The sequence below is a fragment of the Mycobacterium sp. NGS17 genome, from assembly GCF_059813205.1.
Window position 1 is genome coordinate 86,505 of record NZ_JCALED010000006.1, and the last position, 11,555, is coordinate 98,059.

Annotated in this window: 10 protein-coding genes and 3 pseudogenes; 6 read left to right on the forward strand and 7 right to left on the reverse strand. The window is 67.9% G+C overall.

Translation table 11 applies throughout. The annotated features are described in order from the left end of the window. The first annotated feature begins 122 nt into the window (after positions 1-122). Complete coding sequence (gene serC, locus AC5Y7E_RS14740; RefSeq protein ID WP_499949595.1) at positions 123-1,241, forward strand: phosphoserine transaminase; 1,119 nt, start codon at positions 123-125, stop codon at positions 1,239-1,241. A 122-nt stretch (positions 1,242-1,363) separates the two neighbouring features. Continuing rightward, entirely contained in the window at positions 1,364-2,137 is a 774-nt protein-coding gene (gene sepH, locus AC5Y7E_RS14745; protein ID WP_499949596.1) for a septation protein SepH, read from the forward strand. Here sepH and AC5Y7E_RS14750 read toward each other — a convergent pair. From AC5Y7E_RS14750 to AC5Y7E_RS14760, 3 genes are read right to left on the reverse strand one after another with little or no spacing between them, the layout of a single operon-like run. Further along, the gene (locus AC5Y7E_RS14750; protein WP_499949597.1) at positions 2,134-2,418 is read right to left on the reverse strand and encodes a DUF2537 domain-containing protein; all 285 of its coding nucleotides are present in this window, start codon (positions 2,416-2,418) and stop codon (positions 2,134-2,136) included. The genes sepH and AC5Y7E_RS14750 overlap by 4 nt on opposite strands. A gap of 10 nt (positions 2,419-2,428) precedes the next feature. Next, positions 2,429-3,262 (reverse strand): TrmH family RNA methyltransferase, encoded by an 834-nt coding sequence (locus tag AC5Y7E_RS14755; protein WP_499918543.1) that lies wholly within the window; start codon positions 3,260-3,262, stop codon positions 2,429-2,431. A gap of 13 nt (positions 3,263-3,275) precedes the next feature. Then, positions 3,276-3,707: an Rv0880 family HTH-type transcriptional regulator gene (locus AC5Y7E_RS14760; RefSeq protein WP_499918545.1), complete on the reverse strand. Its 432-nt coding sequence runs from the start codon at positions 3,705-3,707 to the stop codon at positions 3,276-3,278. A 192-nt stretch (positions 3,708-3,899) separates the two neighbouring features. Between AC5Y7E_RS14760 and AC5Y7E_RS14765 the strand changes: the two genes are divergently transcribed. Together AC5Y7E_RS14765 and AC5Y7E_RS14770 are read left to right on the forward strand one after the other, a co-directional pair. Continuing rightward, the gene (locus tag AC5Y7E_RS14765) at positions 3,900-4,175 is read left to right on the forward strand and encodes a DUF2530 domain-containing protein (protein WP_499949598.1); all 276 of its coding nucleotides are present in this window, start codon (positions 3,900-3,902) and stop codon (positions 4,173-4,175) included. A 21-nt stretch (positions 4,176-4,196) separates the two neighbouring features. Beyond that, positions 4,197-4,643 (forward strand): annotated as a pseudogene (locus AC5Y7E_RS14770) (SRPBCC family protein); the annotation flags it as partial. Between the two features lie 179 nt (positions 4,644-4,822). On the opposite strand, the pseudogene AC5Y7E_RS14775 reads toward AC5Y7E_RS14770, so the two are convergent. Beyond that, positions 4,823-5,620 (reverse strand): annotated as a pseudogene (locus AC5Y7E_RS14775) (DUF3027 domain-containing protein); the annotation flags it as partial. 130 nt (positions 5,621-5,750) lie between these two features. Here AC5Y7E_RS14775 and AC5Y7E_RS14780 point away from each other — a divergent pair. Continuing rightward, on the forward strand, positions 5,751-7,394 hold the full coding sequence (locus tag AC5Y7E_RS14780) for an MFS transporter (RefSeq protein ID WP_499949759.1): 1,644 nt from the start codon (positions 5,751-5,753) through the stop codon (positions 7,392-7,394). After that, complete coding sequence (locus AC5Y7E_RS14785; protein WP_499918553.1) at positions 7,391-7,891, forward strand: DUF2771 domain-containing protein; 501 nt, start codon at positions 7,391-7,393, stop codon at positions 7,889-7,891. The genes AC5Y7E_RS14780 and AC5Y7E_RS14785 overlap by 4 nt, the downstream gene beginning before the upstream one ends. A 76-nt stretch (positions 7,892-7,967) precedes the next feature. On the opposite strand, the gene AC5Y7E_RS14790 is transcribed toward AC5Y7E_RS14785, so the two are convergent. From AC5Y7E_RS14790 to AC5Y7E_RS14800, 3 genes and pseudogenes are all read right to left on the reverse strand, one after another. Next, the gene (locus tag AC5Y7E_RS14790) at positions 7,968-8,972 is read right to left on the reverse strand and encodes a glutathione S-transferase family protein (RefSeq protein ID WP_499949599.1); all 1,005 of its coding nucleotides are present in this window, start codon (positions 8,970-8,972) and stop codon (positions 7,968-7,970) included. A gap of 77 nt (positions 8,973-9,049) precedes the next feature. Beyond that, positions 9,050-10,978: pseudogene (locus AC5Y7E_RS14795) on the reverse strand (acyl-CoA dehydrogenase family protein). Positions 10,979-11,119: 141 nt separating this feature from the next. Then, positions 11,120-11,527, reverse strand: coding sequence for a cold-shock protein (locus tag AC5Y7E_RS14800; RefSeq protein ID WP_499918561.1), 408 nt, complete (start codon positions 11,525-11,527; stop codon positions 11,120-11,122). Positions 11,528-11,555 lie beyond the last annotated feature (28 nt).

Here is an 11,555-nt window from a genome sequence, read left to right on the forward strand (position 1 = left end):
GCCCCAGATCACATGGGGTCAAACCTCCGACCACGCGCGAGCAGGCGTTTTCACCCGGCGGCTTGGGCCCGGGGGCGGGCCGCCGCACCGGCCCGTCAGGTCGGCTCACTACCCTGATGGGCATGGCTGACCAGCTCGAGATCCCCGCTGACATCAAACCCCGAGACGGCCGCTTCGGCTGTGGCCCGTCGAAGGTCCGGCCCGAACAACTGGAGGCGTTGAGCACTTCGGCCGCGCCGCTGTTCGGCACCTCCCATCGGCAGGCGCCGGTCAAAAACCTGGTCGGCCGGCTGCGGTCCGGGCTCGCCGATCTGTTCTCCGTGCCCGAGGGCTATGAGGTGATTCTGGGCAACGGCGGGGCCACCGCGTTCTGGGACGCCGCGGCCTTCGGCCTGATCGACAAGCGTTCGCTGCACCTGTCCTTCGGCGAGTTCAGCTCCAAGTTCGCCTCCGCAGTCGCCAAGAACCCGTTCGTCGGCGATCCCGTCGTCATCAAGGCGGATGCCGGCAGCGCCCCCGAGCCGCAGGGCGACCCATCGGTGGACGTCATCGCCTGGGCGCACAACGAGACGTCGACCGGCGTCGCGGTGCCCGTCGGCCGGCCGACAGATTCCGGCGACGCGCTGATCGTCATCGACGCGACCTCGGGCGCCGGCGGCCTGCCCGTCGACATCGCCGAGACCGACGCCTACTACTTCTCTCCGCAGAAGAATTTCGCCAGCGACGGCGGCCTGTGGCTGGCCATCATGAGCCCGGCGGCGCTGGCCCGCGTCGAATCCGTCGCGGCCTCCGGCCGCTGGGTTCCCGACTTCCTGTCGCTGCCCATCGCGGTGGAGAACAGCCTGAAGGACCAGACGTACAACACCCCGGCGGTCGGCACCCTGGCGCTGATGGCCGAGCAGGTCGACTGGATGCTGGGCAACGGCGGGCTGGACTGGGCCGTCAAACGCACCGCGGACTCGTCGGGCCGGCTGTACTCCTGGGCCGAGGACCGGTCCTACACCACGCCATTCGTCGCCGACCCGAAGTTGCGTTCGCAGGTGGTGGGCACCATCGACTTCGCCGACGAGGTCGACGCCGCGGCCGTGGCGAAGATTCTGCGGGCCAACGGCGTCGTCGACACCGAGCCGTACCGCAAACTCGGCCGCAACCAACTGCGGGTGGGGATGTTCCCAGCGGTGGACCCCGACGACGTCAGCGCACTGACCCAATGCATCGATTGGGTCGTCGCGCGCTTGTAACCGACTGGCAATCAAGCCGCAACCGCACAGCGTGTCAGCACAGATGATGGGCGGTTGCTGGACTACAGTGCGCACGTGACGGGTCCGTCGCTGACCTGCACGGAGCCTGCGAGGAGATAACCATGCGGGAACTCAAAGTGGTTGGGCTGGATGCCGACAGCAAATATGTCATCTGCGAGGGCGACGATGCCGCGGAGCAATTCAAGCTGGCGGCCGACGACCGCCTGCGAGCCCTGCTGCGCGACGCCGCCCTGTCCTGCGAGCAACCGCAGCTCGAGATTGAAGTCACCAACATGCTGAGCCCCAAAGAAATTCAGGCCAAAATCCGCGCGGGCGCCTCCGTCGAGCAGGTCGCCGCGGCGTCGGGCTCGGAGGTGTCGCGGATCCGCCGCTTCGCCCACCCGGTGCTGTTGGAACGGTTCCGCGCCGCAGAACTGGCAACCGCCGCGCACCCGATGCTGGCGGATGGTCCCGCCGTGCTGACCCTCCTGGAGACGGTCAGCGCCGCACTGGTCAAACGGGGTCTCAGCCACGACAAACTGAGCTGGGACGCCTGGCGTAACGAAGACAACCGTTGGACGGTGCAACTCGCGTGGAAGGTCGGCCGGTCCGACAACCTTGCGCATTTCTGTTTCTCGCCGGGCGCCCACGGCGGAACGGTCACCGCCATCGACGACGCGGCCAGCGCGCTGATCGACCCCAGCTTCGAACTTCCGCTGCGCCCCCTGGCCCGGGTGGCCCACGTCGACTTCGAAGAGCCCGCGAAGCCGCCCGTGCCGGAACCACCGGTGGCCGCGGAGCCTGAGGAAAAGCCCGTGCACACCCGCCGGGGTAAGCCGGTCATTCCGGCGTGGGAAGACGTGTTGCTCGGCGTGCGCTCTGGCGGACAGCGCTAGGGCCGATGGTGACCCGCGGCCGTCAAGGCGAGCAGCACCAACCAGGCTCCCGCTACACCGACCGCCGCACCTAGCACGAACCAGCGCAGCACCGGGGTGCGCCGCCACCCCCACAAGGTCGGTGCGAGCCCTCCCGCCGCGACGACGTTGAGCCCGACGGCCAGCAGCGCGTGCACCCGAAGCAGCCCCAGACTGAGCACCACGATCGCGGCGGCGGTGACCGCCGCAACGAATCCGGACACCGTCAAACCCGTTGCCCAGGGCACGGACTCGTCCCTCATCAGCCGGAGCCTAGTTTGACTGTCCATCTCCGCCTCTCGTCGTCGAACGGGCCCGCTCGTAGAACGCCAGCGCCGCCGCCGTCGCGACGTTGAGGGAGTCGGTGCCCCGCGACATCGGGATGCGCACCCGCACGTCGCTCGACCGCAGGGCGGCCGGCGTCAGTCCGGGCCCCTCGGCGCCCACCAATACCGCGACGCGTTCATCGCGTGCGGCCGTCATCGCGTCCGGCAAGGCGCAAGCGGTGCCCTGCGGTGTCATCGCCATTAGTCGAAACCCGTTGTCCCGCAACCCTTTGAGGTCGGCCGGCCAACAGGTTGCGCGCGCGAACGGCACCAGCAGCGCATGGCCCATCGACACCCGGACCGCGCGCCGGTACAGCGGGTCGGCGCAGCCGCTGCCGAATACGACCGCGTCGACGCCGAGGCCCGCCGCGTTGCGAAAGATCGAGCCCAGGTTCTCGTGATCGTTGACCCCTTCGAGCACCGCGACGGTGCGGGCTTTCGCGATCACTTCGGCAACGCTGGGTTCGGCCACCCGACGGGCGGCGGCCAGCACTCCGCGGTTGAGGTGGAAGCCGACCACCTGGGCCATCACGTCGGCGGAGGTCCGGTAGAACGGCACCGCGCTGCCGGCCAGGTCATCTTCGAGTTCGGCGAGCCGACGGTCGGTGCCCAGCAGGGCATGCGGACGAAAGCGTGACGCGAGCATGCGCTGCACCACCAGCACACCTTCGGCGATCACCAGACCCTTGCCGGACGGCAGATCCGGACGGCGGTCGACGCTGTTCAGGTCGCGGAAATCGTCGAGCCTCGGATCGTCGGGGTCGTCAACGTCGGTGATCATTCGGTGGTGTGGCTCACGGGCCTTCGTCGACCAGGGCCAGCATCAGGTCGGCCGCGTTGCGCAGGGTGTCGCGCTGTTGGCTGTCCAGCGTCGCCAGCCGCTTGGCCAGCCACTCCTGGCGGGCACGACGGTTTGCCTTGACCAGCTCGGCGCCGGACTCGGAGACCGAAACAAGTACCTGTCGGCCGTCGACCGGGTGTGGCGCGCGGTCGACAAGTCCCATCTCGGCCAGCGACGCGATCACCCGGGTCATCGACGGCGGCCGGACACGCTCGCGAATCGCCAGTGCGCCGGGCGTCATCGGGCCTTCGTTGGTCAGCATCGCCAGCGCCGACAGCTGGGACAACGACACCGGCGACGACGGATTGCGAAACCGCAGTTGGCGGGCCAGCCGCATTACTGCCAGTGACAGGTCGCTGGCCAGCCGCGCATCGCTGTCAGGCATGGCGCGAGGTTACACGGCACGCTCACAAACCGGGACACGAACCCGAGAACGACGGGGTGTTGATCGGTATGGCCAAGCGGCGGGGTTTTTTCATCGAAACGCTTATCCGCCCGCGTATCCCGCTTTGCCCCGAGGTGTCGGGCAAGCGGGTGCGCCGTCTGCAGAGACCACCGGCGGGTTATGTTGATCGCGATGTCTGCCGAGCCCGGTCGCGACCGCACAGCACCGCCGCTGCCGGCTGCGCTGCTGCGGGCGTGGCCGTTCATCATCCTCGGTGCGCTGGGATGGCTGATTGCGGTGGGCGCCGCTTTCCTGGTGCCCTCCCTGCAGAGCTGGCGTCCGGTTGCCCTGGCCGGGCTGGGCGTGGGGGCGCTCGGCACGAGCATCTTCCTGCTGCAGCTGGCCGCGGCCCGCCGTGGTGCGCGCGGCGCTCAGGCCGGGCTGGAAAATTTCCTCGACCATGAGTAACGCACGGAACCTGGAGGAGCGATGGTAGCCCCGCTGTTGCAAGCGCATGTCGATATCGACGCCCCGGCCGCCACGGTGTGGGGGTTGGTCTCCGATCTGCGGCGGATGCCGCAGTGGAGTCCGCAGTGCCGGTGGATGAAGCCCTTCGGCCCGCTGCGTCAGGGCACCCGGACCCTCAACCTCAACCGCCGCAAGCGGCTGTTCTGGCCGACCACCTGCACCGTCGTCGAGGTCGTCCCGGACCGCAGGCTCGCGTTCCGGGTCGACACCAACAACACCATCTGGACTTATGAGCTCGAGCCCAGCGGCGAGGGCACCCGGCTGATCGAGAGTCGCCACGCCGAAAACGGCGTCACCGCGTTTTCGAATCTGTCGGTGAACGCGCTCTTCGGCGGGACCACCAAGTTCGAACGCGAATTGCTCGAGGGCATGAACGCGTCGCTGGCGCGCATCAAGGCCGCCGCCGAAACCGGTCAGTCGGGCGTCTCATCCCGCGGTGGCTGCCCAGGCTCCGGTGCCTCGGCCACCGGCGCGGCCTCCGACGTATCCGTTTCCGCCGGTTCGCCCGGCGTATCGGGTTGGGGCTGCACAGCCTCGGGCTCCGGCTGCTCTTCCGCGGCCTCCGACGGCTCCGAAGGCGGCGGGGATGGCTCGACCGGTGCCTGGGCGACGTCCAAAAGGCCGTCGTCGTACGGCTCGTAAGCCGGCGACCCGCTGCCCGCCGGGGCCGGTGTGTCCGAGTGGGCGCCGCAGCCGTACAGCTTGTCGACGATGTGCCCGTCGGCCGACAATTCGTTGCCGCACACTCCGAACAGCGCCCCCAGGGAACCCGACAGCGGCAGGAAAAAGCCGCAGTCGCGGCACACCCGCTTGGTGGATCGCGCCATCGGCGAATCGGGGCCGTAATCGCCGGTGCGCCAGCGTTCGGCCGCCTCGGAGCGGCCCTCGACGCTCATCACCCAACGACGGCCCAGCCCGATTTCCGCGGCGGTCTCGTCGACCTGGGGATCCCCACTGGCGGTGTAGCCGGGCACCAGCCGGGGATCGTCGGCGGCCGGCGCCAACAGGTCACCGGGGCTCAGGTCCCCGGGCCGCACCCGTTGCTCCCACGGCACCCATTCGGGCGCCAGCAATGCCGTCGGCCCCGGCACCAGCACCACCTCGCTGATGGTGGCGTGGTCGGCGCCCGGATAGGCGGCCACCACGACCGCCCATTGCCATCCCTGGTAGCCGGGTAGATGCGCCAGGAACCGGTGGGTGGCGGTGTTCGGGTCTTCGTAGCCGGCGCCCAGATAATCGCCGACCATCTCCGGCCCGCTGAACTCCACGACGGCGGCCCTGGCCTGGTCCGCCGCGCTCGTCAGCACCGCCGCCAACCCCTCGGGCCAGTCGCCGACGGTCGCCACGGCGTAGTCCACGGTGGGCTCCTCGGTTGGTCGGGTCACGCTGTCTTCTTTCTGCATGGCGTTTCCAATACTAGGTTGACGAGCCACACCCCGTTGCCTGCAGACGCATGCAGTCGGCATAGGGGAGAATCGGGACGTGTCCGGAAGGCGGCAAAACAATCCGGGCCGGGTGGCCGCTCAGCCGGGCCGCCGGCCCCGCAACGGCCCTGCCGCTCAGCACCCGGGCGCGGCGAATTACCCCGCCGGCGGCGCGGCCGACCGGCGTACCCGCCGCCCGTCGCCGATGCCGAGCGCCAACCGCTATTTGCCCCCTCTGGACCATGAGCCGGAGCCGGAACGCAACAGCGGCGGGGCGCCTCGCGGTGCCGGCGAGCGGATCACCGTCACCCGCGCCGCGGCGCTGCGCAGTCGCGAGATGGGCTCGCGGATGTACTGGATGGTGCAGCGCGCCGCGACCGCCGACGGCGCGGACAAGTCGGGTCTGACGGCGCTGACGTGGCCGGTGGTGGCCAACTTCGCGGTGGACGCCGCGATGGCCGTCGCACTGGCCAACACGCTGTTCTTCGCCGCCGCAACCGGCGAGAGCAAGGGCCGGGTCGCGCTGTACCTGTTGATCACGATCGCGCCGTTCGCGGTGATCGCGCCGCTGATCGGCCCGGCGCTGGACCGGCTGCAGCACGGCCGCCGCGTCGCCCTGGCTGCATCGTTCGCGCTTCGCACCGCCCTGGCCGTACTGCTGGTCATGAACTACGACGGCGCGAGCGGCAGTTTCCCCTCGTGGGTCCTCTACCCGTGCGCACTCGCGATGATGGTGTTCTCGAAGTCGTTCAGCGTGCTGCGCAGCGCGGTGACACCGCGGGTGATGCCGCCGACCATCGACCTGGTCCGGGTGAACGCGCGGCTGACCATGTTCGGCCTGCTGGGCGGCACGATCGTCGGCGGAGCGATCGCGGGTGGCGTCGAGTTCGTCTGCACCCACCTGTTCAAGCTGCCCGGGGCTTTATTCGTGGTGATCGCGGTGACGATCGCCGGCGCCCTGCTGTCCATGCGGATACCGCGCTGGGTCGAGGTGACCGCCGGCGAGGTCCCCGCCACCCTGAGCTATCGCCAGGACAGTGAACCGCTGCGGCGCAGCTGGCACAAGGAGGTCAGCGGGGCGTTGCGACAGCCGTTGGGCCGCAACATCATTACGTCGCTGTGGGGTAACTGCACCATCAAGGTCATGGTGGGCTTCCTGTTCCTTTATCCCGCATTCGTCGCGAAGGCCCATCAGGCCAACGGCTGGGCCCAGGTCGCGATGCTCGGGGTGATCGGCGCCGCGGCGGGGATCGGCAATTTCGTCGGCAACTTCACCAGTGCGCGCCTGAAGCTGGGGCGGCCCGCCGTGCTGGTGGTGCGCTGCACGGTCGCGGTGAGCGCCGTCGCGCTGGCCGCTGCGGTGGCCGGCAACCTGGTGCTGGCCGTCATCGCCACCCTGGTCACGTCGGGGGCCAGCGCCATCGGAAAGGCGTCCCTGGACGCGTCGCTGCAGAACGATCTACCGGAGGAATCCCGCGCATCGGGGTTCGGGCGCTCCGAGTCCACACTGCAGTTGGCCTGGGTCCTCGGCGGCGCGCTGGGGGTGTTGGTGTACACCGAACTGTGGGTCGGTTTCACCGCGGTCACTGCGCTGCTCATCCTGGGCCTGGCGCAGACCCTGGTCAGCTTCCGCGGTAACTCACTGATTCCCGGCCTGGGAGGAAATAGGCCAATCATGGTCGAGCAGGAGGGCAAGCGCCGCGGTGTCGGCGCTCCGGCGGTGGTTGCCGAGTGAAACCCAGAAGCAAGCGGGGGGTGGCCGTGCTGCTCGCCTGTGTGGTGGCTGTGCTCTGCGTCGGCGCCGGCGTGGGCGCCTGGTTGCTGGTGGGCCGCTCCGGACCGCGGCACCCCGAGATCAGCGCGTTTTCACACGGTCACCTGACGCGGGTGGGGCCCTACCTGTACTGCAACGTGCTCAACCTCGAAGACTGCGAGACACCGCAGAACCAGGGCGAGCTGAAGGTCAGCGAACGTTACCCGATTCAGCTCTCGGTGCCCGACGCGATTTACCGGGCGCCCTGGCGGCTGCTCCAGGTATACGACGACCCGACCAACACGACCAGCACCATCTTCCGGCCGGGCACCCGGTTCGCCGTGACGATCCCGTCGGTCGATCCGCATCGCGGGCGGCTGGCCGGCATCGTCGTGCAGTTGCTGACGTTGGCGGTCGATCCCGCGGGCGAGTTGCGCGATGTGCCGCACGCGGAATGGTCCGTGCGCCTGACCTTCTGAGGGTTCGCGCCGAACGTCGAGTTGTTGTGCAAATGCGCGTATTTGGGCGCAACGAGTCGACGTTCGCCGCCACGAACTAGGCCCCGTGCCCGGCGGGCACGCGTTCGCCTTCGACCGGCGGCCCGGGCGGTGTCCCCGTCCCGAACGGCTTGCCACCGAGACTTTCTCGCCCGTGCGGAGATAGCCAGCTGGCCAGGTCCGGACCCTTGGGCACGATCCGGGTGGGATTGATGTCGGCGTGCACGATGTAGTAGTGCTGCTTGATCTGGACGAAGTCGACGGTGTCACCGAATCCGGGTGTCTGGAACAGGTCGCGCGCATAGGCCCACAGCACCGGCATTTCGCTCAGTTTGCCGCGGTTGCACTTGAAATGGCCGTGATAGACCGGGTCGAAGCGGGCCAGGGTGGTGAACAACCGGACGTCGGCTTCGGTGATGGTGTCTCCCACTAGGAATCGCTGTTCGCTCAGCCGTTCGCTCACCCAATCCAGCGCGGTGAACAAGCGGTCGTAGGTGGCTTCGTAGGCCTGCTGCGAGCCGGCGAACCCGCACCGGTACACGCCGTTGTTGATCTCGGTGTAGACCTTCTTGCTCACCTCGTCGATCTCGGCGCGCAAGTGTTCGGGATACAGCTCGGGTGCCCCGTCGCGGTGGTATGCCGACCATTCCGTCGACAGATCCAGGGTCATCTGCGCGAAGTCGTTGGTGACCACCTCACCGGTTCCCACGTCGACGATCGCCGGGACCGTGATGCCCTTGGGGTAGTCCGGGAAACGCTTGAAGTAGGCGTCCTGCAGCCGCGGGATCTTCAGCACCGGGTCGACGCCGCCGGGATCGAGGTCGAACGTCCAGCTGCGCTCGTCGTGGGTGGGGCCGCAAAAGCCAATGGAGAGAACACTTTCCAGGCCCAGCAGGCGGCGCACGATGATCGCGCGGTTCGCCCATGGGCACGCCCGGGCGACGACCAGCCGGTACCGCCCGGGCTCGACCGGATAGCCGTCGCGCCCATCGGCGGTGATGCGGGTGGTGATGTAGTCGGTGTCGCGGGTGAATTCACCCGCCGAAGCAACATAGGAAGCCATATCTCCCATAGTCGCTCAACATCGATTCATTGCCGAGCGATCGCCGGGATTCAGCGGCCTCAGGTTCGACCTGCGCCTCAGGTCGTGAGAAATCTCCGGGCCAAGTTGGTCTCGGTCGACGCGCCCTCGTCCCACTCGGCGATCCACGGCCCGGTGCCCTCGGACTGATCGATGACCCCGTCCTCGAGCCAGCCGTAGCGCCCCTGAAGCAGGTTACGGGTGAGCGCGACATCGCTGCCGTCGGTGTTGTCCCACAGGGCGTGAAACAGGGCTTCCACCCGCAAGGCCGCTTGCCGGCAGAACGTTTCGGCGAGCTCGTACGCCTGCTGACCAATTGCCGCATCGGCGGCGCGTTGTGACTCCGCCCGCACGCACGCCGCGGACATCGCGAACAGTTCGGCACCGATATCGACCACGCGCCCGAGGAAGCCCTGCCGCTGCTCCAGTTTTGCCTGCCAACGTGCCATCCCGTAGAAGGTGTTGCGTGCCAGCTTGCGGCTGGAGCGTTCGACGAAGCGCAGGTGTGCCGCCAGCGGACCGAACTCATGGTAGGCGCGGGGCCGCTGCCCTTCACCGAAAACCAGCTGCGGCAACCACTTTGCGTAGAACCCGCTTGCCCCGACGGCCGCGGCGGCCTTCTGCCGCAAGCCGGTGTCGGGCTTGGCGAGGTCACCGGCCGCGGCGAGATGGGCATCGACCGCTTCGCGTGCGATGAGCAGTCTCATGATCTCACTGGACCCCTCGAAGATGCGATTGATCCGCAGGTCCCGCACCGCCTGCTCGACCGGCACCGCACGTTCGCCGCGCGCCGCCAGCGACTCCGCCGTCTCATATCCCCGCCCGCCCCGAATCTGCATGACCTCATCGGCGATCAGGCAGGCCATCTCGCTGGACCATAGCTTGGCCAACGCCGCCTCGATGCGGATGTCGTTGCGGCCCTAATCGGCCATCTGGGCGGACAGTTCCAGCACCGCGTCAAGGGCGTAGTTGGTCGCGGCGATGAATGAGAGCTTGCGTGCCACCGCCTCGTGTTGGGCCAATGGTTTGCCCCACTGCACACGCTCACCGGACCATTCGCGCGCTATCTTCAGTGCCCACTTCGACGAGCCCGTCGCACTGGCGGGAATCGACAACCGTCCGGCGTTGAGGGTGGTCAGCGCGATCTTCAAGCCGTCGCCTTCGCGGCCGATCAGGTTTTCGCTCGGGACCCGGACCTTGTGCAGCCTGGTCACACCGTTCTCGATGCCGCGCAGCCCCATGAATTTATTGCGTCGCTCCACGGTGATGCCGGGCGAATCAGCTTCGACGACAAAGGCGCTGATGCCGCCTCGATGTCCGTCGCCCTTGGGCACCCGGGCCATCACCACCAGCAGCTCTGCGACCACGCCATTGGTGGTCCACAACTTCACGCCATCGAGTTCGTAGGCCTTGCCGTCCTCGACCGGTGTCGCCGTCGAGGCCAGCCGTGCCGGGTCGGAGCCGACGTCGGGTTCAGTAAGCAGAAAAGCCGATATCGCCCCAGCCGCGCACCGCGGCAAGAACTTTCGTTTCTGCTCGGGTGTCCCGGCAAGCTTGAGCGGCTCGGGTACGCCGATGGATTGATGAGCCGACAGCAGTGCGCCGAGACTCGGATGCACGCTCGTCACCATCATCAGGGCCCGGTTGTAGGCGACTTGCGACATATTCAGCCCGCCGTAATCGGACGGTATCTTCATCCCGAAACAGCCCAGATCGGCCAGACCCTTCACATACTCGTCAGGGATCTGCGCATCGCGTTCGATGACGCTGCCATCCACGGTGTCCAGGAACTCTCGTAGCCGGTCGAGAAACGCACGGGTGCGCGCCTCGTCAGCCTCCGAGGGTGTGGGAAACGGGTGAATCAGCTCCAGCGGAAAACGACCAAGGAACAACTCTTTGGCGAAAGATGGTCTTTCCCAACCCGTTTCGCGCGACTCCTCGGCGAGCGCTCTCGCTTCCTCTTCGGTGACCTGCTTTTGCTGCGCCATCACAGCCTCCTTGCTCGATACCCGTCGTGAGCAGGGAGTACCCCAGTGCGGGCGTCGCCACCCTCCGTTGGGGCGCAGACGGTGATTCTGCTGGTTGGCCGTGTGCCACCGGCCGGCCGGCGTGGCGGGACACACGCACCGTCAGGAGTCGAGTTCGCGGGCCACGGCCTTGACCACCTCGGAAACCCGGCGGGCGGTCTTGCGGTCCGGGTAGCGACCCTTGCGCAACTCGGGCTGCACCGCGCTTTCCAGCAGCGTGATCATGTCCTCGACCATGCCGTGCAGCTCGTCGGGGCTGTGCTTGTGCTCGGCGGGCACCTCGCGCCGCGTCTTGGTCAGGCTGGGCGGCGGCTCAATCAGTTTGAGGCTCAACGCTTGCGGTCCACGCCGTCCGGAGGCGATGCCGAACTCGACACGCTGGCCCGCCTTGAGGCCCTCGACCCCAGCGGGCAACGCCGACGAGCGAACGTACACGTCTTCGCCGTCCTCTTGCGACAGGAAGCCGAAGCCCTTATCAGCGTCGTACCACTTCACCTTGCCCGTCGGCACTGGTCTCACCTGCTTGTCTAACGAATCA

What these genes read in the sequence shown, in the direction of transcription:
- serC (WP_499949595.1), top strand. Translation starts at nt 123, where the DNA reads ATGGCTGACCAGCTCGAGATCCCCGCTGACATCAAACCCCGAGACGGC.
- sepH (WP_499949596.1), top strand. Translation starts at nt 1,364, where the DNA reads ATGCGGGAACTCAAAGTGGTTGGGCTGGATGCCGACAGCAAATATGTC.
- AC5Y7E_RS14750 (WP_499949597.1), bottom strand. Translation starts at nt 2,418, where the DNA reads ATGAGGGACGAGTCCGTGCCCTGGGCAACGGGTTTGACGGTGTCCGGA.
- AC5Y7E_RS14755 (WP_499918543.1), bottom strand. Translation starts at nt 3,262, where the DNA reads ATGATCACCGACGTTGACGACCCCGACGATCCGAGGCTCGACGATTTC.
- AC5Y7E_RS14760 (WP_499918545.1), bottom strand. Translation starts at nt 3,707, where the DNA reads ATGCCTGACAGCGATGCGCGGCTGGCCAGCGACCTGTCACTGGCAGTA.
- AC5Y7E_RS14765 (WP_499949598.1), top strand. Translation starts at nt 3,900, where the DNA reads ATGTCTGCCGAGCCCGGTCGCGACCGCACAGCACCGCCGCTGCCGGCT.
- AC5Y7E_RS14790 (WP_499949599.1), bottom strand. Translation starts at nt 8,972, where the DNA reads ATGGCTTCCTATGTTGCTTCGGCGGGTGAATTCACCCGCGACACCGAC.